The 23,060-nt window shown below is 38.5% G+C and carries 24 protein-coding genes and 1 tRNA gene; 14 read left to right on the top strand and 11 right to left on the bottom strand.

What is annotated here, in order from left to right; translation table 11 throughout:
* Positions 1 to 270: 270 nt before the first annotated feature.
* The 3 genes from WG906_RS05010 to WG906_RS05000 all read left to right on the top strand — a co-directional run bounded on the left by WG906_RS05010 (position 271) and on the right by WG906_RS05000 (position 2,722).
* Entirely contained in the window at positions 271 to 723 is a 453-nt protein-coding gene (locus WG906_RS05010) for a DUF1569 domain-containing protein (protein WP_339991427.1), read from the top strand.
* Between the two features lie 265 nt (positions 724 to 988).
* Entirely contained in the window at positions 989 to 1,279 is a 291-nt protein-coding gene (locus tag WG906_RS05005; RefSeq protein WP_339991426.1) for a peptidoglycan recognition protein family protein, read from the top strand.
* A 660-nt stretch (positions 1,280 to 1,939) separates the two neighbouring features.
* Positions 1,940 to 2,722: an RMD1 family protein gene (locus tag WG906_RS05000; RefSeq protein ID WP_339991425.1), complete on the top strand. Its 783-nt coding sequence runs from the start codon at positions 1,940 to 1,942 to the stop codon at positions 2,720 to 2,722.
* 284 nt (positions 2,723 to 3,006) lie between these two features.
* Here the strand turns inward: WG906_RS05000 and WG906_RS04995 are convergent, their stop codons facing one another.
* Both WG906_RS04995 and WG906_RS04990 read right to left on the bottom strand, forming a co-directional pair.
* Positions 3,007 to 3,462 (bottom strand): SRPBCC family protein, encoded by a 456-nt coding sequence (locus WG906_RS04995; RefSeq protein WP_339991424.1) that lies wholly within the window; start codon positions 3,460 to 3,462, stop codon positions 3,007 to 3,009.
* 75 nt (positions 3,463 to 3,537) lie between these two features.
* Positions 3,538 to 3,993: a VOC family protein gene (locus WG906_RS04990; RefSeq protein WP_339991423.1), complete on the bottom strand. Its 456-nt coding sequence runs from the start codon at positions 3,991 to 3,993 to the stop codon at positions 3,538 to 3,540.
* Positions 3,994 to 4,141: 148 nt separating this feature from the next.
* Between WG906_RS04990 and WG906_RS04985 the strand changes: the two genes are divergently transcribed.
* The 3 genes from WG906_RS04985 to WG906_RS04975 all read left to right on the top strand — a co-directional run bounded on the left by WG906_RS04985 (position 4,142) and on the right by WG906_RS04975 (position 5,803).
* On the top strand, positions 4,142 to 4,912 hold the full coding sequence (locus tag WG906_RS04985; RefSeq protein WP_339991422.1) for an NYN domain-containing protein: 771 nt from the start codon (positions 4,142 to 4,144) through the stop codon (positions 4,910 to 4,912).
* Between the two features lie 154 nt (positions 4,913 to 5,066).
* The gene (locus WG906_RS04980) at positions 5,067 to 5,486 is read left to right on the top strand and encodes an SRPBCC family protein (protein ID WP_339991421.1); all 420 of its coding nucleotides are present in this window, start codon (positions 5,067 to 5,069) and stop codon (positions 5,484 to 5,486) included.
* A gap of 65 nt (positions 5,487 to 5,551) precedes the next feature.
* A complete protein-coding gene (locus WG906_RS04975) occupies positions 5,552 to 5,803 on the top strand; it encodes a hypothetical protein (protein WP_339991420.1) in 252 nt (83 codons plus the stop codon).
* 42 nt (positions 5,804 to 5,845) lie between these two features.
* Here the strand turns inward: WG906_RS04975 and WG906_RS04970 are convergent, their stop codons facing one another.
* On the bottom strand, positions 5,846 to 6,517 hold the full coding sequence (locus WG906_RS04970; protein ID WP_339991419.1) for a hypothetical protein: 672 nt from the start codon (positions 6,515 to 6,517) through the stop codon (positions 5,846 to 5,848).
* A gap of 517 nt (positions 6,518 to 7,034) precedes the next feature.
* Here WG906_RS04970 and WG906_RS04965 point away from each other — a divergent pair.
* Positions 7,035 to 7,271, top strand: coding sequence for a hypothetical protein (locus WG906_RS04965; protein ID WP_339991418.1), 237 nt, complete (start codon positions 7,035 to 7,037; stop codon positions 7,269 to 7,271).
* A 91-nt stretch (positions 7,272 to 7,362) separates the two neighbouring features.
* On the opposite strand, the gene WG906_RS04960 is transcribed toward WG906_RS04965, so the two are convergent.
* The 3 genes from WG906_RS04960 to WG906_RS04950 form a co-directional block, all read right to left on the bottom strand.
* Positions 7,363 to 9,747: a TonB-dependent receptor gene (locus tag WG906_RS04960; RefSeq protein WP_339991417.1), complete on the bottom strand. Its 2,385-nt coding sequence runs from the start codon at positions 9,745 to 9,747 to the stop codon at positions 7,363 to 7,365.
* An 86-nt stretch (positions 9,748 to 9,833) separates the two neighbouring features.
* Positions 9,834 to 10,739, bottom strand: coding sequence for a prohibitin family protein (locus tag WG906_RS04955; protein ID WP_339991416.1), 906 nt, complete (start codon positions 10,737 to 10,739; stop codon positions 9,834 to 9,836).
* Between the two features lie 143 nt (positions 10,740 to 10,882).
* Positions 10,883 to 12,118, bottom strand: coding sequence for an NADP-dependent isocitrate dehydrogenase (locus tag WG906_RS04950; protein ID WP_339991415.1), 1,236 nt, complete (start codon positions 12,116 to 12,118; stop codon positions 10,883 to 10,885).
* A 142-nt stretch (positions 12,119 to 12,260) separates the two neighbouring features.
* Between WG906_RS04950 and WG906_RS04945 the strand changes: the two genes are divergently transcribed.
* Positions 12,261 to 12,719 carry a hypothetical protein gene (locus tag WG906_RS04945; protein WP_339991414.1) on the top strand — a complete coding sequence of 153 codons (459 nt, stop codon included), beginning with the start codon at positions 12,261 to 12,263 and terminating at the stop codon, positions 12,717 to 12,719.
* A gap of 59 nt (positions 12,720 to 12,778) precedes the next feature.
* On the opposite strand, the gene WG906_RS04940 is transcribed toward WG906_RS04945, so the two are convergent.
* Complete coding sequence (locus tag WG906_RS04940) at positions 12,779 to 14,587, bottom strand: DNA polymerase III subunit gamma/tau (protein ID WP_339991413.1); 1,809 nt, start codon at positions 14,585 to 14,587, stop codon at positions 12,779 to 12,781.
* Between the two features lie 397 nt (positions 14,588 to 14,984).
* On the opposite strand from WG906_RS04940, the gene rpsF reads away from it, so the two are divergent.
* From rpsF to mtgA, 4 genes are all read left to right on the top strand, one after another.
* A complete protein-coding gene (gene rpsF / locus WG906_RS04935) occupies positions 14,985 to 15,347 on the top strand; it encodes a 30S ribosomal protein S6 (protein ID WP_339991412.1) in 363 nt (120 codons plus the stop codon).
* Positions 15,347 to 15,610, top strand: coding sequence for a 30S ribosomal protein S18 (rpsR, locus tag WG906_RS04930; RefSeq protein ID WP_255905249.1), 264 nt, complete (start codon positions 15,347 to 15,349; stop codon positions 15,608 to 15,610). Before rpsF ends, rpsR begins: the two co-directional genes overlap by 1 nt.
* 13 nt (positions 15,611 to 15,623) lie before the next feature.
* On the top strand, positions 15,624 to 16,067 hold the full coding sequence (gene rplI / locus WG906_RS04925) for a 50S ribosomal protein L9 (protein WP_339991411.1): 444 nt from the start codon (positions 15,624 to 15,626) through the stop codon (positions 16,065 to 16,067).
* Positions 16,068 to 16,162: 95 nt separating this feature from the next.
* Entirely contained in the window at positions 16,163 to 16,891 is a 729-nt protein-coding gene (gene mtgA / locus WG906_RS04920; RefSeq protein WP_339991410.1) for a monofunctional biosynthetic peptidoglycan transglycosylase, read from the top strand.
* A gap of 65 nt (positions 16,892 to 16,956) precedes the next feature.
* On the opposite strand, the gene WG906_RS04915 is transcribed toward mtgA, so the two are convergent.
* The 3 genes from WG906_RS04915 to WG906_RS04905 all read right to left on the bottom strand — a co-directional run bounded on the left by WG906_RS04915 (position 16,957) and on the right by WG906_RS04905 (position 19,948).
* On the bottom strand, positions 16,957 to 17,442 hold the full coding sequence (locus WG906_RS04915; protein WP_339991409.1) for an ABC transporter ATPase: 486 nt from the start codon (positions 17,440 to 17,442) through the stop codon (positions 16,957 to 16,959).
* A 376-nt stretch (positions 17,443 to 17,818) separates the two neighbouring features.
* Positions 17,819 to 18,634 (bottom strand): (Fe-S)-binding protein, encoded by an 816-nt coding sequence (locus tag WG906_RS04910; protein WP_339991408.1) that lies wholly within the window; start codon positions 18,632 to 18,634, stop codon positions 17,819 to 17,821.
* A 6-nt stretch (positions 18,635 to 18,640) separates the two neighbouring features.
* Positions 18,641 to 19,948: a 4Fe-4S dicluster domain-containing protein gene (locus WG906_RS04905; protein WP_339991407.1), complete on the bottom strand. Its 1,308-nt coding sequence runs from the start codon at positions 19,946 to 19,948 to the stop codon at positions 18,641 to 18,643.
* 158 nt (positions 19,949 to 20,106) lie between these two features.
* On the opposite strand from WG906_RS04905, the gene WG906_RS04900 reads away from it, so the two are divergent.
* Together WG906_RS04900 and WG906_RS04895 are read left to right on the top strand one after the other, a co-directional pair.
* Positions 20,107 to 20,179, top strand: a tRNA-Phe gene (locus WG906_RS04900).
* Between the two features lie 196 nt (positions 20,180 to 20,375).
* The gene (locus tag WG906_RS04895; RefSeq protein WP_339991406.1) at positions 20,376 to 21,695 is read left to right on the top strand and encodes a site-specific integrase; all 1,320 of its coding nucleotides are present in this window, start codon (positions 20,376 to 20,378) and stop codon (positions 21,693 to 21,695) included.
* Between the two features lie 359 nt (positions 21,696 to 22,054).
* Here WG906_RS04895 and WG906_RS04890 read toward each other — a convergent pair whose 3' ends face one another.
* Positions 22,055 to 22,915, bottom strand: coding sequence for an alpha/beta hydrolase (locus WG906_RS04890; RefSeq protein ID WP_339991405.1), 861 nt, complete (start codon positions 22,913 to 22,915; stop codon positions 22,055 to 22,057).
* Positions 22,916 to 23,060: the final 145 nt, after the last annotated feature.

Below are 23,060 nucleotides of genomic sequence, written 5' to 3'. Positions count from 1 at the left end.
GTTATTGCCCTAATCCCTGCAAAGGTCTGTACTCCAGTATTATGAATAAGTTTTTGGAAAATTGATTGTAGATAAGGTAAATTGAGCTTTATTCAAAACACAAACCTGTATGAAAATAGTCTGGTTCTCATATCTCAAGTCTCACATCTTAAATCTTTTCAAATGAAACCTGCATGAGCATACCGATCACAAACCGAGCTTACTAAGCCCGCCTGTTTTTCGGGCAGGCTCATGCAAGCTTCATAACCTTTAAAAATAAATTATATACTGATGAAAAATATATTCGAAAAAAGTATCGCTGACGAGTTTGTAAGCCGCATTAACCAGCTAAAACCCGAATCTCAACCTCTTTGGGGTAAGATGAATGTAGCACAAATGCTGGCACACTGCAATGTAACCTACGAATTAGTTTATGAGCATAAACACAAAAAGCCGAATGTTTTAATGAAGTTTATCCTTAAAACCTTTGTTAAAAAAGTGGTAGTAAGCGAAACTCCGTATAAACGGAATAACCCGACGGCACCCTACTTTATTATCAAGGATGAAAAGAAATTCGATCTGGAAAGGAAACGTTTAATCGATCATATTATCAAAACCCAGGAACTTGGAGAGGCGCATTTTGATAAAAAAGAATCCCATTCTTTTGGCATCTTATCGGTCTCCGAATGGAACAATATGTTTTACAAACATCTGGATCACCATTTAGCTCAGTTTGGAGTGTGATAATATCTGATAGCATGGATCTTTTTGGGAGGCATTGCTTATGAGCACCTAAATGATTGATGTTATTCATGCTACAGGAAAGGCATTCCAAAGAATTTGAAGATTTACCTATATCTATCATGGCCTTAGCACAATTTCGTATTTATACATGTGCAGAATTTATCAATTACATTTTGCACAAAAACTTTTCAAGACCCATTGATTTTATTCAAATCATCACACCTGGAAACCTCGCTATCGAAACCTCAGCGCACAGAACGATGAAATGTACTGGCTCGAATTTATGCGGAACACCCACATAAATGAACGTGACTGGAAAGATATCGGACATCATATCACCACCTTCCCCTCCGGAAAAATTGTCTTATGGAGGCCACTTAATAGTATCCCCGCAGGCATTTATGGAGCCAATACCGGCGCCGTTTGTATAGAACATTTCGGAAACTTCGACGAAGGCGGAGATGAGATGACCCGCGCTCACAGAAAATCAATCGTACATCTTAATGCAATTTACGGACCTGCGGTTGTCATACAAGCACCCGCACTTATAATATAACCAGGACTATCTTGCTCTGCTTTAAGATTCCTGCCTGCGCAGGAATGACGGGTGGGGTAATTGTACACGAATCTGCATCCAGCAACATAGACATGCTTATCAAATAAGTACCTGCAATATAAACTTCCTACCCATCCTTGTCGGAAGGAGATTGCCATGGCTCTAATGCTCAATCTTCTGCTTCAACCTCGCAATCACGTCTCATACACGAACCTTCATTTATCAAGGCCGTTTTGTCATCTCGACGGCCGGAGAGATCTTAGGAAACATGCCTGATAAAGATTCCTCCCTGGGTCGGAATGACAAAGCGGGCTAGCTTGTATATCGCCCGATGCTATTCCTGTATTTTTTTTGCAAAAGTTCATTACTTATAACGATGCCTTTTTATCTGTTCATTTTCAGGCAGTTTTAAATACGGCGTTTTGTCATCTCGACGGCAGGAGAGATCCTGGGAAATATGCCTGATGAAGATTCCTCCCTGGGTCGGAATGACAAAGCGGGCTAGCCTGTATATCGCCCGATGTCATTTCTTTATTTTTCTTTGAAAAAGTTCTCAGCCTAACATCAGGAAGCACGGCCTTATCCAATAGCAAACAAAACAAAACCCATGGTTTAATTATTTTATCAATAAGGAAATAGGTTTTAATTAATACAATTAAAATGACCACCCAGCGTGTTTTATCCTACCAGATTGCAGATAGTATTGATGTAAAGAGTTTCAAATCAGCGTTTAAGGCTGAGTTGTATTACAGCGATTCTGAGGAGTTGTTTTATAAAACAGAAACAGGCGAATATATTTATGTTTTTAAATACGGGGTAGTTTGTTTTTTAAATTGCGATCCCATTAAAATTTCTTCTTTTCTTCGACTGATTTCACCTTTTTGCAAAAACCTCTTTGAAGAAAACCTGACTGAGGAGTACGAGATAGAAACAAATGCCGGCGAGAATAAAATCGGCTATAATGTAATCTCGATAGCAGGTTCTGATATTCAGGTTCTTCGGCTGATCATGCTGAATGTTGCACAATCGGTGGCTCTGGATTATTATTACGAACAAACCACTAAACTTCTGGAAGAGACTAATTATCATACCCAGATCCTGGAGAATAAGGGACGGTTGAATATCTCGGGAAAGAATCTTAAAAAGTATATTGGGAAAACACTGTTGTTGAAAAACCGCATATCCGAGAACCTGTATATTTTTGATTCGCCACCCGAAACCTGGGATGATGAGAACCTCAATAAAATAGACCTGGCGATGAAGCGTACTTTCGACCTTCAGGAGCGGTTCCGCAATATTCAGGAGGGTTTAAATATTGTTAAAGATAACCTTGAGCTTTTTCGCACGTTGTTGCAATACCGCCACAGTACAATGCTCGAATGGATCATCATCATTCTTATACTGATAGAAGTGCTGAATGTATTTATAGAAAAGCTGTTTTAGTAAGGAAGAGGCGAAGGTTTATTTTTCAGAATGGTCAGCTAAGCAGGCAGTATCAGAGGGTGTCTGGATAGCCTAAATTGGAAATATTGCGTTTGCAAGGGAGAGGCTGACCTTTCTCTCCCTCTGGGCGAGAAAGGCCAGCCGCACATAGCGCTTTAGCTTGGTCGCCGTGGTTGGTGTCTCCAACCAATAAACTTTATCTATTGCATTCTCCCCGAGGGCAATGCAAGCCGTATATTTTAGGGGATTTAATAAATAGTAATTAACTCATACCGATAAGCTCTTTAGCCCACCTCATGATGCTGCATTTCCGCAAGTTCCTTTACTTTATCCAATGCCTTTGGCCAGGTAGTAAGAAAATAATCTTTAAATTCCTCGGCCATATCCATTTCTATAATCAATTCTGTGCTCCCATTAAGGGGTTTAAGCGTATAGTTTTCTAAGGCGCCCGACCATTTTTTTACCTCTTCACTTTCCATGTCTTCAACGCCATCTTTAATCATGCCGAGATGCTTAATAGAAAGGTATTTATTCGGGATGTTTTTTGCAATAACCGATACCATGCCCTGCCCCTTACCATCAAGAAACAATGCTCTGCTGCCTTCTTTCCAGTCTGTCTCTACGCTTGATCCCTCAGCAAAAACAGAGGTCCATTGGGGGTAAGTTGATTCGCCCAGAAGGATGTCCCATACTTTTTCAGGAGAGGCATTAATCAGGATATTAAATGTTTGCTTTTCCATGATAATTAGATGTTTAGTGTTAAATAGTCAATAAATTCAGCGAGCGAAGGTTTTTGAAATTTTCAAATAATATCTTTATTCCTGCTCGTAGGCCTGTTTTAAAATAGCGATGTCGAGTTTGTCCATTTTTAACATAGCCTGCATCACCCTGTCGGCTTTTACGCGATCTTTATCCTGAAGCATCTGGCCTAGGACAGGGGGAACCAGTTGCCATGATAATCCAAATTGATCTTTTAGCCAGCCACATCTGCTTTTCTGTCCGCCTTCAGAAAGCTTCTCCCATAAATCGTCTATTTCTTCCTGTGTTTCGCAATTTACAAATAAAGAGATGGCTTCAGTGAGTTTAAAATGGGGCCCGCCGTTAAAAGCTGTTAATTCCTGCCCATTGATCCGAAAGGTAACACCCATTACTGAGCCTCCGGGTCCGGGCATAGTGCTTATAACTTCCGAATCTTTAAAAATAGAAGTATAAAACTTCATGGCATCCTCAGCCTGGCTTTCGAACCATAAAAACGGTGTTATCTTTTGCATAAGCTTTTTAAAATTTATATATCAAAGATGAGAATCTTTTAAACGGAATACAGGCATATTAGCGACAAATTAAGGGGCGTTTGCGTCGGGCATGATTATCAGGCTTGTCAACCTAAATTCCTAACTTAGTAAAAACTCTTACCCAAAAATGCGACACTCAACCGATCTTCGCCTAGCCGTTTTAATTGATGCCGATAATGTTCCCTATTCTAATATTAAGGGGATTATGGAAGAGATTGCCAAATATGGTAATCCCACAACTAAAAGAATTTATGCCGACTGGACCAAGCCCACTGTATCCGGATGGAAAAGTGTGCTTCTGGAAAATGCCATAACTCCAATACAGCAGTACAGCTACTCATCGGGGAAAAACGCAACAGATTCTGCAATGATTATTGATGCCATGGATATTTTATATTCTGGAAAGGTAGATGGTTTTTGTATTATTTCCAGCGACAGTGATTTTACCCGCCTTGCTACCCGTTTGCGTGAAGCTGGAATGACCGTAATTGGTATCGGACAGAAAAAAACGCTTCATCCCTTTATTGTAGCCTGTGACAGGTTCATCTATATTGAGATTTTAGGAGGAGAGAAGGAAAAGGAATCGGAAGAGCTTAAACCGGAAGAAGTGACTGCCAGAAAGGATATTCGCAAAACTACTCCTGCAAGAGAACCCCACCTGGGTAAATCAACAATACGTTTGATTTCCAGTACCATCAATGATGTAGCTGACGACACTGGCTGGGCCTATCTGGCCGACGTAGGTAGTCTCGTTATAAAAAAGCAACCAGATTTTGATCCCCGTAATTTCGGTTTTATGAAACTTACTCCCCTGATTCGTTCTATTTCTTCAATAGAAATTGATGAAAGAGATACTGGAAATAAGGGAATAAAACATATCTATATAAAGAATAGGTAGGGGGAGTTATAACAATAACCTAAAGCGTCAGATATACCATAAGCCTTAAGAAGTTTTTGCCGAGGGCATTGTCGTAAAATACCCCTCTGTTTGTCGGCTTGGAAGTCTTTTATGCTTCGATAACTCAATATCTTTGTTAAATAAAAAAATCATTATGGAAACTAAAACAAAAATTACTGTAGCGGCCACGGTTAAGGCACCTGTATCGAAAGTTTGGGAATTTTGGAATGGACCAGAGCATATTAAACAATGGTGCAATGCCTCCAGCGATTGGCATGCCCCTCATGCCGAGAATGATTTGAGGAAGGATGGGAAATTTAAAACTACTATGGCCGCAAAGGATGGCAGCATGAGTTTTGACTTCGAAGGTGTTTATGCCAATGTAGAGAAATATAAACTGATTGAGTATACTCTGCTGGATGACAGAACAGTAAGGGTTGAATTTACAGACAATGCAGGTGAAACCGGGATAGTTGAAACTTTTGTAGCAGAAGATACTAATCCGGAAGAAATGCAGAAGAATGGCTGGCAGGCTATTTTAGATAATTTTAAGAGCTATGTTGAAGCAAACTAAAGTATCTAATCTGATTTCTATTTGTATACTTAAAAAGTATATTTGCTAACTACGGCCCGGGTTTTATGAATATATTTTACCAGTATTACAATGAGATTGTTTTAGCTTTTAATGATTACGAGATTGATTTACAAAGCGGTGTAATTGTAATACTGGTACCTGATGATCATAAACGATTTGAAGTAGTTTGCCAAAAGATTTATGAGCATTTGCTTCGAATAGCAAATACACTGGATTTGCGGGATAAAGAAATTGTAATACGTGTGGAACGTAGTGGCGAAGTGAAAGAATTGCTTTTAGAAAAGCAGGAGGACTGATTTTTGGAAAACTTGTTATTCTATTTAAGCCGGATAGAAAATTTATTCGCCTTTAAACAGATCAATGAGTTCGAGTGCTGATTTATCTTTAAGCAAACCCCGGCCTGAAGCATCTTCAAATAATATTTGAGACAGGGTTGATTCTAAGCTTGCCGCCATATCAAGCAATAAGGTCATATTAATATCGCTGTATGGTCTTAATGTATCAATCCTGTCAATTAAATCAGCTCCTCTGCCTTTAATGTCGATTGCCTGATCAGAAGCTTTAGATACAAAAGTTTCTAAAATTACCACTATACCAAAGCTGTATTCAATTAGAATGCCCACGCATTTTAAAAACATTTTATCGTAGTCATTATCTTCTATTGGAGAACTATTAGATGTTTTTTTGGGTTCAGTATTCCTTAGTATTTCGGTTTCAGTTTTTAAATTATTTCGGCTAAGATTAGCAAGAGTTGCGGTTTTAGTACTCAGGCTTTTGCTTAATGCGCCAAGTAGTTGCACATTCTTATCGGTAGACATGGCCAACAGATCAGGATCTAAAATCAATGGTTCATCTTTGTGTACATTGTCGCCAACGTCTTTCAACTCACCGGCAAACAAAAGGCTAAACGCAAAGGCGAACATTTCGAATTGCAGATTATGAAAAAAGGTGAGACCCATTTCAATATTTTGTTGATACTCAGAATTTTGCATTCTGTCCTTACTGTTCATAATGTACTGATCTTAGATCTTTTCATGTCAGCTTCTTCTTTATACGAAATAAACGATAAAAAGGTTTATTTTAGTTTAGGTGTGAAAAAAATTCACACATTTTTTTTTAATTGTTACCAGCTGCAAGATTGGTAATAATCTTTATATATACAGTGATATAAAACGATAGAAATTTAAAAATATAAAAACATTCAGGTTTTTATATCTCTGCATTTTTTGACTGCTAAACAGGGCAGGTGTCCCTTCTTAAAAAAGGTTAACCTTTAAGATATGTCTGGGGATTGCTGACTCTCTTTCACCATACATCAACTCCATTCTCAGCTTAGGTTTCTTATTGATTATTAACTGTTTAAATCAGATTATGTTTTATACATACGCATTTATTTTATAAAAAAAGAATCCAGATACAGAAAGGATATTTTACACCCGGGGTTTAAGTATAAACCACAATACTTATAGGCAAATACCTGATTGTTAAAACTTTTCATCATTTCTTAATTTTCAATGTTAAAAAGGTATGTATATTCTATTTAAACGCCACGGAAGAAAACGCTTTTTCAAAAGATATGAGTCTTTTGAAGATTTAAAGAAGGAGATTGCAAGAGGTCATCATGAAGGGTTCATGGGTAATAACCAGTTTTATTACAATACCGAAACCCGCAATATTGAAATTTTAAATAATCGCCTGTCTTTTTATAATTGCATGGAATACCTTGAATCCTCTAATATTGTACCTGCAGAGGCGCATGTTTGATTGCAGAGTATTTCAGTTAAGATATTGTCTGGGTTCGATTCGTCGTTATATTCAATGATATTTCCCGGGCTGTTTGCGCTGAGGGAAATTTTTATTTGTCTTTTACTCTGCCGGCTTCATCTTCAGAAGCTGTTTTTCGCGTCCGGGCGGCCGCCAGTTTCTGATTTCCAAAAGAGTAGCTAAATGTTAATCTCGCATTTCTGCTTTCGTATGCCTGCCTGAAGCTTAGATCTATTTCGCGATATTTTAAAACTCCGGAGGTATTATCGCTAAAGAAAATATCATTTATATTCAGGCTTAATTTCGCTTTTTTATCCCAAAAAGTTTTTTGCACAGCAAAATTTAGGCTTCCCAGATTGTCGATAGTAATAAATTCATTTAAGAACTTAGTCATATAATATCCGGAAACTTCAAAGTTGACAGATGAGACAGGCTTATAAGCAATCTGCCAGTAAGCAAGCCAGTTCCATTTGCTTTTCAGATAGGTGCCACCAAGATAGTCTGCCTGGTAGCGATTAAAAATAACCTGGTTGCCTCCATAACCACTTATTTTTTTACCAAGGTTAAGCGGGAAGTTCAGTTCAGCAGCAAAATTATCAAACGTGCCCAGGTTTTCTGTTGTGGTATAGGTTAACTTTCCGTCTTGCCTGGGAGCATTGTCAAATATTACATCATGCTTTTTGTTATAACTAAGGGCGAAAAAAGGCTGACTTTGGTAGGTTAATGATAACTTGTACTGGTCTGCAGTTTCTGGCTTCAAAGTTGGGTTTCCTTGTGTGTATGTTAGAGAATCAATGTATTCTATGAAAGGATTCTGTTGCTGAAAACTCGGCCTGTTTACTCTTCGGCTGTATTGCATTATTGTAGAAAACTTTGAAGTAATAACCCTGGTAATAAACAGAGAAGGGAAAAGTTGAATGTAATTTCTGTCGAGCACTTTAACCGACCGTTGTTCGCCACTGGCAACAGTTTGCTCAGCACGTAAACCACCTTTGACTTCCCATTTTTTTAATTTTTGCTGAAGAGAGGTATAGACGGCATTTACATTCTCAAGGTATTTAAAATCGGTTGTTCTGTCCGGATCCACTATGCCGCTTTTTGTGTAGGTAAGGAAATTATCAATCGTTGCCATGCTTGATTTCCCTCCGGCTTCCAGCGAAGTATTTTTTCCGAAAGTTCTTGAATAATCTAATTTTAATACTGCTAATTGAACCGGATTGTCAATTAATTGAGTATTCGTATAATTATTGGCTCCTTCTGTCGTCGTGATAACGCTATTGTTCCTTATGCTGAAATTGGAATAATCAAAATCAATATTCAAGTCGGTTCCAAGTGTGTCGAAACTGTGCTTCCAGTTTACATTCCCAGAGAAATTGTTGCGTTTGCTTTTTGTATTGTTTAGTGTCTTGAAGGTGCTTAGTAAGGGTCCTCCTTCTCCGTTTAATTCATTGGTGTTATTTCCTGCTTCTCTCAGTCCATCGCGTATAAAGCCCCTGACGATGAGCCCGAATGTGTTTTTTTTATCAGTATAAAAGTCTGCTCCAAGTCTGAAATTATGACTGTCGGCATCATTAGGTGAATAATTCTCCTGCACCAGCTGTTTCCCGTCAATAATTCTGCTGAATGTTCCCCGGTCGTACTGGTTGCGGTGGAAAAAGCTGTAACTCCCAAATGAATTGATTATGCCTTTTCGGTGATTTAAGCTAAGTGAGGGATTTAAACGATAAAAATTGCGGTCTAACCGGCTTTCATCTTTACTGTATAAACCCACTCCTCCCGCCAGGCTTATACTGCCATTGGTTCCGAGGTTGGCATTACGTTTCAGTATGATATTTATTACAGCGCCTCCGGCTGCATCGTATTTGGCGCCCGGATTACCGATTACTTCAATTTTATCAATATTAGCGGCGCTCACATCTTTCAACACCTGGGTAATATCCGTGTATTGGGAAGCCCTTCCATCAATTAAGATAGTAGGACTGCCTTTTCCTACCATAGTTATTTTATCGTTTGAAACAATTAAACCAGGAACTTTCTGTAAAACTTCTAATGCTGTAGAGCCTGCGGCGGCGGCACTTCCGTCTACATTCACTACCAGTTTATCCGGCCTTTGTTCGAGAAATGGACGTTTTGCAGTCACACTAACTTCTTTAAGCAGACTTCCTTCCGATTTGAGTATAACAGGAGGTACAGTGATTAAGGATGCAGAAACATCTAGTATTTTGGACTCCTTTTTATAGCCAATCATCGAGATTGCAAGAATATACCGGCCATTGGAAATATTGCTGAATGAATATTCACCTTTACTATCACTAAGCGCTGATTTGACTAAGGAAGAATCTGAGTGTTTCAGTAGAAGTACGGAAGCGAATTCGGCAGGTTTTTGCTTTTCATCGCTTACTTTTCCGGAAATAGTTTGCCCGTTTAATGAGTAACAGAACGTAAGGCTTATGAGAAGGTTAAGGATAGATTTCATTTTGCACGGCTTTTACATAGTGTCCATATTTAGATGAAATCTATAATGAAAAGTTGCAAGGCATTTGAATTAAAATTTTTTATTGGCTAGTTACCTCCTAAAATAATAGGAGTTCCCTTACTGTTACCCATTATAATAACTTTAGAATTAGGAGATTTGGCAATTTCTTTTTGTGCCAGTATACTTTCATACTGTAATTGCCTGTCGCTTAATCCTGTCGACAAGATTTTCTGATAATCTGCGATTCCCTGCGCTTCAACCCGCTTGCGCTCTGCCTCCTGGCGTTCTTTCTGAAGTACAAAGGTCATTTTTTGAGCGTCCTGTTCAGCATTTATTTTAGATTCGATACTTGCTTTTACTGAGGCAGGAAGAGTGATATTTCTTACCAGTAGTTGCTCCAGTTCCAAACCTCTTTTTTCGAAACTCTTATTAATAGTTTCGAAAATTTTATCCTGGAATTCATCGCGCTTGCTTGAGTATAAGGCCACCGCATCATAGGCCACCGCATTGTCTCTGATAGCTGTTCGTGAGACAGGACGAACAATTTTTTCTAAATAGTCTGTTCCTATTTCGCGAAGAATGTAGGGGGTGGAACTTGCTTTTACTCTGAATAAAACGGAGAGGTCGATGATCACTTCCAATCCATCGGCAGAAAGCACCCTCAGGGCATCATCACCCTCCTTAATACTTTCGTCATGCATTCCGGACATCGTGTAGTTTTGAGTTTTAACATCGAAGGAAGTAACCTTGGCAATGGGGTTTATGATGTTTAATCCGCTGTACAGTACATCGTTATCAACTTTTCCAAAAACCGTTTTCACACCAACCTGGCCGGCTTCTATTACTTTAAACATGGAGGTTAAAGCCCCTGCAAGTATTACCAATACACCGATTATCCGTATTACAGAAGCGTAGCGCACAGAAGGACTGTTCTGCTGTGATAAGATAAAGCCGGCAATGAAAATAAGGGTTCCAAGAATGATTAAAAACATGCTGTGATTTAGTTTGGTTTAAATATAGCGTTTAATTGCGAGCTTAAACAAGATGTATTAAGGGAGCCCCTACCCGGCTTTGCTATATAAAAAAAGAGGCTGCCTCCCTGGGGAAGCAGCCTCTCTAAATATTAAAAGGTTTTTTAATAACCTAATTTCGCTTTTAAATTCTGATCGATCGCATCTAAGAATTCTTCAGTATACAAATAATCAGTGCCATGCTCTACTTTTGGTTTAGAAGTAATAGCAAGATCTTTTGTCATTTTTCCGCTTTCTACGGTTTCGATACACACCTGCTCTAATTTCTGACAAAAGTCAATAAGCTCCTGGTTGTTATCTAATATCCCACGGAACTCTAATCCCCTGGTCCATGCAAAGATCGATGCAATTGGATTAGTAGAAGTTGGACGACCTTTTTGATGCTCTCTGAAGTGGCGGGTTACTGTACCATGTGCAGCTTCCGCTTCCATGGTTTTTCCATCCGGAGTAACCAACGTAGAAGTCATTAATCCCAATGAACCAAATCCCTGGGCTACAGTATCCGATTGAACGTCGCCATCATAGTTTTTACACGCCCAAACAAAGTTTCCGTTCCATTTCAGCGCCGAAGCAACCATGTCATCTATTAAACGGTGCTCGTAAATTAAGCCTTCCGCATCGAATTTAGCTTTAAATTCTTTTTGGTAGATATCTTCGAAGATATCTTTGAAACGGCCATCGTATTTTTTAAGGATAGTGTTTTTTGTTGAAAGATATAAAGGCCATTTTTTCATCAGGGCCTGGTTAAAGCAAGAGCGTGCAAACCCGATGATGGATTCATCAGTATTATACATTGCCATAGCAACACCGTCACCTTTAAAGTTATACACTTCAAATGATTGCTCCTCGCCACCATCTTCCGGAGTGAATTTTATAGTTAATTTACCTTTACCTTTAGTTACGAAATCGGTAGCGCGGTACTGATCACCAAACGCGTGACGTCCGATGCAGATAGGAGCTGTCCAGTTTGGAACCAAACGAGGTACATTACTCATTACAATCGGCTCGCGAAAAACCGTACCATCAAGGATATTACGGATTGTTCCGTTAGGCGATTTCCACATTTGTTTTAAGCCAAATTCCTCTACACGAGCTTCGTCAGGAGTAATAGTGGCGCATTTAATACCCACACCATATTGTTTTATCGCATTAGCTGCATCAATAGTAACCTGGTCATTGGTTTCATCACGATATTCGATACCTAAATCGTAGTATTTAATATCTACTTCAAGGTATGGAAGAATCAGTTTGTCTTTAATAAATTTCCAGATGATACGGGTCATTTCATCCCCATCCAGCTCGACTACCGGATTAGCTACTTTGATTTTTTGTACAGACATTGTATGATTTTTTGTATGGTAATTAATTTGTGAAGCCGCAAAGATATAAATTTTGTATTAAGAACACTTTCAGCTTGTTGAAAAGCTAAGATTTGACAAACATTTACCTTCCCCGTTCCTTTTATAATAAAATAGAAAACAAATGACAGATCCAAGAAATAAATCATACCCCGGCTTTAATGATGACGATCCGGATGATGAAAACCAAGTGAATGAGGAAATAGGTGCGACTTCAGATAAGGAAGATTTATCCTATGACCCTGAAAAAGATAGTTTTGAACTTGATGTAAAGAGTGAGGATGAGGATTATGATCATCCGGATCCTTATACCACTTCAGTAAGAAACGGAAGCGATTCTGACTCGGACTTTGATGAGGCTAATATTACAGCAAATGATGAATATCACCGGGCAAATGACGATGCTTCCGAAGTTCCGGAAACCGACGAATTTGGCATGCATATAGATAGCGGAAAAATAGTTCAGCTCGATCCTCTGGATGAAGAATTATCGATGACTCCGGAAGATAACCGTGATGATTTGGATGAAGAGGGTTATCCTAAGCATACCCCGGGTGAAGACGATAATACATTTTTGAAATAAATAAGGAACGGGCAGAAAGCGATAGGTGGAATCAGCTTTCTGCTTTCTTAATATCTCTCTTAGTTCACATCCAGGTTGAACTTTCTTCGAAACTCTTCAAGTTTTGGGTTTTTAGCCAGCATATACTGGTATTTTTCGTGAGATGTGTATAGCTTTTTCTTTTCGTTTTGCTCTGCCTGACGGGTTAAAATGTCTATGCCGAAGTTTTCGAGCTTAACCCTCAGGAAATTCAGCAAATCTATCTTTTCAATTATTAAAAGTTCTTCCTGAATTCGGTTGTCAATTACCAGTTCAATTTTAAAATCGTCAAGCACCCTTGGCGGATTGGCGGTCATGATGGTGAACATATTAATTTTGCCCGCTTTTTTTATTTCGGCTGCATAGGTATTCCAGAGTTTTAAAAAATCATCAGAGCTGAACGGCATGCGGCTGTCGCCGGATACATACTTAGGAGTATCCTCTTCTGCGATATTAACCGGACCGCTTAAATCATTTAAATTGGGAATGATTGATGGAGTCGACTTTAAAGACTTTACAGATATTTTGGGTTTTTCTGCCGGAACCGGAAGTTGCGGAGAAACTTTATCTATTGAAGGTGCAGAAGCCAGTGGTAGAGGGGCTGTTTCTGCAGGTAGATGGACCATTTCTGCCTGAAGTTCAGGCGCTTGTCTCGTCTTTTCGGGTTCCGGAATTTGAACTCCGGATCCGGCTTTTATTGCGGAATCAGGTTTTTTTTTTAATCCCTCTGCGTTTGCAGAAGCTGAAAGGTTTAACGCTGATGGTATGTGGCAGATTTTTATCAGCGAAAGCTCGACCTGCAGCCGTTGGTTTTTACTGTTTTTATAATTGAGATCGCACTGATTGGCAATATTTAAAGCAGACAGTAAAAAGGAAGATGAGGCTGCTTTAGATTGCTCTAAATATTTTTGGCGGATACCTTCACTTACTTCAAGTAATTTTAAGGTTGAGGAATCTTTACCTACCAGTATATTTCTGAAATGGGCGGCTAAACCATTGATGAAATTATTTCCATCGAAGCCATTCGCCAGAATTTCATCAAACGTCAGTAGTGTTTTAGCAATGTCTTCCTGAAGCAAGCTGTCAGTTATACTAAAATAATAATCGTAATCGAGGATGTTTAAATTGTCAATTACCGCCTTATAGCTTACATTTCTGTTCGAAAAGCTTACTATCTGATCGAACATTGAAAGGGCATCGCGTAAGCCACCATCTGCTTTTTGAGCTATCAGGTGTAAGCCGTCGTTGTCGTATTCTACACTTTCTTTCTTTGCAATTAAGGCCAGGTGACTGGCCATGTCTTCAACCCGTATCCTGTTAAAGTCGAAAATCTGACACCTTGAAAGAATAGTGGGTAAAATTTTATGCTTTTCTGTTGTTGCTAAAATAAAGATAGCATAGGAGGGAGGTTCTTCCAGGGTTTTTAAAAAGGCGTTAAACGCCGCCTGAGAAAGCATGTGCACCTCATCTATAATATAGATCTTGTATTTGCCGGTTTGGGGTGGTATCCTAACCTGTTCAATTAAACTGCGGATATCATCTACCGAATTATTAGACGCAGCGTCTAATTCATGAATACTGAATGAGTTTCCATTCTGAAATGAACGGCAGGAATCACATTCTCCGCAGGCTTCCACCTGGGGCGATAAATTCTGGCAGTTAATCGTTTTTGCCAGGATTCTGGCGCATGTTGTTTTACCAACACCACGGGGCCCGCAGAATAAAAATGCCTGTGCAAGCTGATTGTTTTTGATGGCATTTTTTAGGGTGTTTGTGATATGTTGCTGACCTACAACGCTTTCGAACGTTGAGGGCCTGTACTTTCTCGCCGACACTATGAAATTATCCATCGCCTCTAAAATAAAGAGAAGATGTGAGATTATAAAAATGGATTTGAGATTATTGAGCTTTTTACTTTATCAGGTTAAAAAATAAGGTATTAGACAAGAAAATAAGTTTGGATACTTGTAACCTATTTATATTATATAAAGTATAAGGATTAGGTTTTAATTATTCTATCAATCAGGTAATTTAGTTTAGGTTAGGTTTGAAAGCGCCCCCCTCCGGGCGCTTTATTTATTTGCACAGAGTTTAAACAGATCATCAGCCGAATATTATTTATGAAATGTATGTATCAAAGGGCTGATTAGCACAGAAATGCTTTTGATAAAATGCTTTGTTGTAATAATTATTATTGCTACATTTGCCTCCCCTTAAAAAGGGTAATAATTAACAAAAAATTAGAAAATGCAACAGTACGAAACACTAATCGTTCTTACCCCGTTGTTGTCTGATGAAGCTGCGAAAGAAGCAATAGCTAAATTCCGCAGTATTTTATCTGATAACGGAGCCGAAATTATCAATGAAGATAATTGGGGTTTGAAGAAACTAGCGTATCCTATCCAAAAGAAAACGACAGGATACTATCACCTAACTGAATTTAAGGCTCCGGGTGAATTAATTAATAAACTGGAGATTGAATACAGACGTGATGAGCGTATCATGCGTTTCTTAACCGTTGCTCTTGATAAGCATGCAATTGCTTACAGCGAGAAAAAACGTAGCGGAGCTTTCAATAAGAAAAAACAAACTGAGGAGGTTGCAGGATAATGGCAAGAGATCAAATAAAATACGTTACTGCCCCTAAAGTAGAGGATAACCGTAAAAAATATTGCCGTTTTAAGAAAAACGGAATCAAGTATATTGATTACAAAGACGCTAACTTTCTTTTAAAGTTTATCAACGATCAGGGTAAAGTTTTACCTCGTCGTCTTACAGGAACCTCATTAAAGTTCCAGCGTAAAGTAGCTCAGGCTGTTAAGCGTGCCCGTCATATTGGTATATTACCTTATGTAACTGATTCATTAAAATAGGGAGGTAAGCGAAATGGAAATTATTTTAAAACAGGATATTAAAAACCTTGGTGAGAAGGATGATGTAGTAATTGTAAAGCCAGGTTATGGCAGAAATTACCTTATCCCGCAAGGCTTTGCTACTCTAGCTACATCTTCCGCTAAAAAAGTATTGGCAGAAAACCTTAAGCAAGCACAGTTTAAACAAGATAAGATCAAAAATGATGCTCTTGCAATTGCTGCCCGTTTAGAAGGTGTTAAACTTACAGTTGGCGCTAAAGCCGGCGAAAGTGGTAAAATCTTTGGTGCTGTAAACACAATTCAGGTTGCTGATGCATTGAAGAAAGAAGGATTTGAAGTAGATCGCAGAAGAATTACTTTTGAAACTGAACCTAAATTTGTTGGCGAGTATATCGCTAATCTTAACTTACATAAAGAAGTTAAAGTTCAGGTTCCTTTTGAAGTAGTCGCTGAATAATACTAATTTTACTTATCGGATTAATCAATTTATCCGGTAAATACTAAATCAAAAGAAGGCGCTCCATAACGAGCGTCTTTTTTATTTTTGTGCAAATGGCGCGTAAAAGAAGCAAGTCGGTCCGAAAATCATCTTCATTTAATTTTTCTAAATTTTTCAGTATAGTAAAAAGAGCCTTAATCTGGTTTTTTGCAATTACTATCGTCTGGGTTTTACTGTGTCGCTTTATTAATCCCCCCGTTACCTGGTTAATGGTGCAACGTGGATTTGAGCGAAAGGCAAACGGGAAAGACTGGAAGCTCGAAAAGAAATGGAGAGATTTTGATGAATTGTCCTCTAATTTAAAGTACGCTGCCATGGCCGGCGAAGACGCGCACTTTTTAGAGCACTGGGGCTTTGATACCGAGTCGATACAAAAGGCCTATGAAAAGAACCAGGCCGGTAAACCCATGCGTGGAGGAAGTACTATCAGTCAGCAAACTGCCAAAAATGTTTTTTTGTGGCCTGGCAGATCGTGGATCAGAAAAGGATTTGAAGCGTATTTTACTGTCTTAATTGAATTGCTCTGGAGCAAAAAGCGCATTATGGAAGTGTACCTGAATGTGATTGAAATGGGTGATGGGATCTATGGGGCCGAAGCAGCGACTCAATATTATTATCATAAGCCTGCCACTCAGTTAAGTAAAGCACAGGCAGCTCTCCTGATAGCAGTATTGCCGAATCCGAGGCGCTGGAAGCCGACAAAACCTACCGCTTATATTTATCACAAGCAATACCTCATTCTTCGAAATATGAGAAGGATCAGGTATTTAAAATTTGACTAATAATAATTAAAAATTTAGAAGCCAAAATTAAAAAGTCAAAATTAAAAAAGGAAAACCGGATTAGTTCAGGCGTTTATCAGACTGCCAAATACTCGTGCATGCCAGCTGTTTTTTAAAGGTACTTCCCAGTTTTGTTCAAGTTCTGCAAGAGTTTGAACAAGGTTGTTAAAGACAATGGTGTCTTCTGTTACTTTACCTTCAGTAATCAATTTTTCAAATTCTTCCCGGCTACAGGACTTGATTCCATTTTCATCACGATAAGCGATATTAAACCTGTCGAAAAGGTTGATATCCAATTCTTCTTCAATATGTTTCATCAGATTTACAGACTTGTCAATAGAGCAGCCTGTCGCGCCTGCCTGTTGTTCATCTACCATTAAAATTACAAATCTGTTGTAGCGGATTTCTGCTTTAGCCGTAAGCGCATTTCCATGAGCCTGCCACTGGCTTGTAAAGTCATTTAGTTTTTCTTTAACGCCATGTTCTTCAGTTAAAGAAAAAGGACGGTTAGACTGATATATCCAAACTCTGGAGTTTTTCGAGATTTCCATAAATCAAATTTACGAATTCTTAAATTCGTATGGGTTAATAAGCAACCAAAAATGTTTAAGTATGTAAAAACCTTTTTGGTTAAATAATGATCTATGTCTCCCCCACTGGTTCTGAATTAAATATGGAGTTAATGCAGGGGGAGTTGAAGATATATTATTGATGTTTAAACATCAGATTTATTATGCAATTCTTAAATATAGATGCGTTTGGGTATTGTTTTATTAGTTTTTTGAGCATACATTTGAAGCCACACAACACACCTATAATGACAAACTTCAAATTATTTGCCGTAGAGTTTTTTAAGTTAATGCCTGGCTTTTTGAAATTCGTTTACAAAAGAAGTATTAAAAGCTAAGCTCTTCTTTTTCAAATGGTTCATAACCCATTTGCTCTCACTGTTATTTCTGCAATGTCGAGTACTTCAATTTCCTGCTCTTTTTCGAGGTGCTTTACTCCGTCGCGAAGCATGGTCATACAAAAAGGGCAGGCTGCCGCAACTATGCTTGCTTTTGTTTCAATTGCCTCTTCAATTCTTTCTACATTAATATCTTTTGTTCCGCGTTCTGGCTCTTTAAATAATTGTGCTCCTCCGGCTCCGCAACATAATCCGTTTACTTTGCAGCGTTTCATTTCTACAAGATCTGCATCCAGGATTTCCAAAGCCCGTCTGGGGGCCTCATAAACTTTATTTCCCCTGCCAAGGTAGCACGGATCATGAAAGGTTATTTTCTTCCCTTTAAAACTCTCGCCGTCGGCTGCCTTTAACTTACCTTCATCAATTAACTGCTGTATTAACTGGGTATGATGAATCACCTCATAGTTACCCCCCAAGCCCGGATATTCATTTTTAATGGTATTAAAACAATGGGGGCATCCTGTTACAATTTTGCTGATGTTGTAGGCGTTCAATACTTCAATATTCGAAATGGCCTGCATTTGGAATAAGAATTCATTGCCAGCCCGCTTGGCCGGATCTCCTGTGCACGATTCTTCGGTGCCTAACACCGCATAGTTTATACCTACATGCTGAAGTATCTTACAGATTGAACGTGTGATGCGTTGCGCGCGGTCATCAAAACTTCCTGCACACCCTACCCAAAATAAAATCTCCGGCTGATTTCCGCCTGCAGCCATCTCTGCCATAGTAGGAATCACCAATGTATTAGCTGTTTCAGTTGGATTTATATCCATAGTAGTTTATATGTTTTTGTTTTGCGCCCAGTTAAAACGGTCGGATGCCGAATATTTCCAGGGAGCAGCGTTATTTTCGATATTGCTGAGCATATTATTAATACTAGAAGGGGCCTTCGACTCCTCCATAACGATATATCTTCTTAGATCGAGTATAATCGACATCGGGTCAATATTTACCGGACAAGCTTTAATGCAGGCCTGGCAAGTGGTGCATGCCCAAAGCTCTTCCCGTGAAATGTAATCGTCTAAGAGGCTTTTTCCATCTGAGTAATCCTTTCCATGTTTATCGAGGTTATTACCAACTTCAGTCAGCCTGTCGCGGGTATCCATTACAATTTTCCGTGGAGATAATAACTTACCTGTAATATTTGCCGGACATTCGGACGTGCATCTTCCGCATTCTGTACAGGTATAGGCATCCATCAGGCTTTTCCATGGTAAATCCTGCACGTCTCGGGCTCCAAAACTCCCTGTATGATTCGTTTCTGATACCTGGTAGGAAGGATCAAGCATAGCTTTAACTTCATTGGTAACAACTGCCATATTATTCATTTCGGCGCGGGGCTCTAACTTTGAGTAATACGTATTAGGAAAGGCCATGATAATATGAAAGTGCTTGGAGTAAGGCAGGTAATTGAGGAATATAAAAATTCCGGCAATGTGGAGCCACCAGAAAAAGCGTTCTGATAAAATAAGACTATCGATGTTTGAAGGTAAAATTCCGGTTATAACAGAACTTATGGGAAATGCCGATGCGTTTAGGTGTGCAGATGTAAGAAATTGCTGAAGTTTATAATCGGATGCATTCATTAATAAAAACGCCGACATTAAGATGATCTCGAAATATAAGATGTAATTGGCATCTGACCGGGGCCATGATGTCATTTCAATACCAAAGAAACGCTTAACCTTTAATAGGTTTCTTCTGATGAGGAACAAGATACAAGCAAGCAGAACACTCAGGGCCAACCATTCGAAGGATGCTATCAGGAAACTGTAAAAGGGGCCCAGTGGATCGGCAAAGATTCTATGAGTACCGAAAATACCATCTATTATGATTTCCAGCACCTCGATGTTTATTATGATAAAGCCTGCATAAACAAAGAAGTGTAAAAGAGCGGGAATGGGTCTGGCTGCCATTTTTGTCTGTCCGAAGGCAACCTTGAGCATAGTTTTCCACCGTAAAGAAGGATTATCAGACCTGTTTAAAGGCCGTCCAAGATTTATATTCCGGATTATTTTTTTTACATTTTTTGTAAAAAGTATAATTGCCGAAAGTAATAAAATTAGAAAAAGTGCTTGTGCGATCATGTCAGGCAAATATTTAGCCAAATTTTGCTGTTATAAAGAGTAGCGAATTTAACGGGTATAAATTAGAAAAAAATACAGGTTAAAAGTAATATAGGATTATTTTAAAAAATGTTTTTATAAATGAAAAAAGACGCTACATTTGCAGTCCCAAAGGGGCTGGTACCATAGCTCAGTTGGTAGAGCAAAGGACTGAAAATCCTTGTGTCGCTGGTTCGATTCCAGCTGGTACCACTTCAAAAAGCCTGATTTTTCATTAAATCAGGCTTTTTTTGTGCTTTAAAAGCACTTTTTCTATACCTGCCCAGGGGTTCACCCTTAGCGCCCTGTTTGAGTTTTACAGGTATTTCTGCTAAATTTATCAAGAAACCTTAATGAAAACCTTAATGAATTCTGATCATTTTTCATTGAATTAAACTTTATACTACTTATGGCTACAATATCAGCGGTAATTTTAAAAAGTAATAAAAAGAAGGATGGAACCTATAATGTAAATATTCGAATTTGGCATAAGGATAAGCCAAAGTATATTCCGACGGAACATTGGGTAACCAGCAAGCAAGTAAAAACCAATGGGACAATTAAGGACCCCATAATAATACAGCTCATGAATCCAGTGCTTGATGAGTATCGATGCCGGATTAGTCAATTAGGAAAACGGGTTTCATGTTTTGATGCTGACGGCCTTGCGAAATGGCTAATTTCAGGGGAGCAAAAAGAGGCGGAAGAGATTAACCTCATAGAGTTTGGTGAAAATAAGGTTAAGGAACTTAAGGCTGAGAAGCGATTGGCAAGTGCGGCTAACATGGTAACTGTTTTAAATAGTCTCAAAGATTATTTTAACAGTGAAATTATACCAGTAACGGAAATCTCTGCAAATATGCTTAGGTCATATGAGAAGTATTTAAAGGGTTCACGTACTATCTCAAGATTTAATCAGTTCGGAAATCCGGTAGAAAGAGAAATGCAGGGACTGACTGAAACGGGCCTTCATAATCATATGAGAGATTTAAGAATCCTTTTTAATAATGTAAGAGATCATTATAACGACGAAGATAAGGGCGAGGTTGTTGTAAAACATTATCCGTTTAAGAAGTATAAGGTAAAGGATGCACCAGCTTCAGAAAAACGTAAATTGAATGTTCAGCAATTGATAGATATTCGCGACTGCAAAGTTATTCCTGAAAGCAGGGAGGAGCAAGCCAGGGATTTATTTATGCTTAGTTTTTATTTATGTGGCATGAATGCACGAGATTTATGGGAACTTAGTTCTGAATGCATAAACGAGGATAGAATAAGCTATAACCGCGCCAAAACACGGGGGAGAAGAAAGGATAAAGCATTCATTAGCATATCTATATCAAAGGAGATAAGGCCTTTGCTTGAGAAATATACTGGGACCTTACAGAGTAAATATTGCAACCATAATTCTTTAGATAGAGCGTTAAGCATCGGTATGGCAAAGATTGCTGAAAAAGCGGGAATAGAGAATTTAGAGTTTTATGATGCCCGACATGCTTTTGGGGACTTAGCGAGAAATAAGTGCAGATTCAGTAAGGATGATGTTGCCCTGGCTCTAAACCATGTTGATTCAGCAAATAAGGTGACAGATATTTATATCTCCAGAGACTGGAGCATAGTTGATGAGGTTCAGGCTAAAGTTTTAAGGTTATTAGATAGTGAATGTGTAGAGCGAGAAATACCTAATTCGACTATGAAAAGCGAGCGAGGATTTTTACGAGTTGTTTAAGAACTTATGTAACTTATATAAAGACAGAAGAAGGCCATCATTGTCTATGGTTATTCACCAGATGCTTATTAGGCCGCATATAAGTTGTCATTTATTAACGCCAATGCAACACATCCACAACAAGTTAAAGTCAAAAATGGAACAAAAAAACCTCGAAATCTCTTGCCTCCGAGGTCGAAATTTTAGTCCAAATTATCAAATTAATGTGTCAATTTTTTTTTCAGGACTAGTCAGTTTTGTGTAACTAGATTTTTTACCTATCCGTTAATGCTTACTCCTGCATGTCTAAGATAACGAAATAGCGTGGTTTTACTTCCAATCCATCGTTTTGTGAGACAACATTAAGATATAGATCCTTACTATGAAGCTTCAAGCAAAGCCTCTTCTATATCGTTGATAACCTCATTATCCTTAATTATTTTATCATGCCCTACATTAGGGTAACTTTTACTAATAATTTCACGATTGCAATTTAAAAGTTCCTGAAGGTATTTATTGGGATGGATGACATCCCCCGGATCATAGAAAACTATGTTTTTAACATCGGAAGATGGTTGATACAATTCTACCAGATTGAAATAGGAAGTAGGGGTGTTAAACAATTTCTCAAATTCAGAAAAAAACTCTTCTTGAGCTGTTAAAGGAGCTTCCACCAAGCTGAGCGTAGCTTGAAAATTTTCTTTGAGCCTAATGATGGGGGCGATACTAAGGAGTAGCTGAGGTTTAATAGATACTTCTTGAGCGGCAATTATGTTGGCCATTGCACCGAGTGAATGTCCAATAAAAATATTGGGAGCTCCAAAGGCAAGGATGATTTCTTTTACTGACTCAATATACAGTAGAAGATTAGAGAGTTCTCCGTCAGAGCTACCGTTACCAGGAGCGTCAAAAGCTATTATTTCTAGTTCGGGAATAGATTTTAGACGTTTTATTAAATCAGAAAAATCAATTGCTTTTGATCCCCAGCCGTGGGTAAGGAGCACTTTCCTACTTCCTTTACCCCAGCGGAAAGTATTTATTGTTAGTTTTTTTTTAGCGAAATGAGGATCAAATACATGCAGTACTTGTTTTTCAGCCTCATCTAATAGTTGTTGCTGCTGAAGGCGGACGGGCATTTTCGGAGAATAACAAATTACTTTCCAAAGAATATCTTGATATTCTAGGTTATTATCTTTAGGTAATGTTCTTGCTGTTTGAAGAAGACTCTTTAGGTGTTTCATCTTATTTAAAAGTATAAGATAGTAGTGTTAATACTTTTCAATAATAGCTCTTTTTTATTAAGTCGGCGATCGTTTCTTGAGAATGATATCATTATACCAAGGTATCAATATATCTTTTCTTTAGCGGAACCTATCGTTTTTTGAG

It is taken from the genome of Pedobacter superstes (genome assembly GCF_037622515.1).
Taxonomy (GTDB): domain Bacteria; phylum Bacteroidota; class Bacteroidia; order Sphingobacteriales; family Sphingobacteriaceae; genus Paradesertivirga; species Paradesertivirga superstes.
This window is presented reverse-complemented; position numbering and strand designations above follow the sequence as displayed.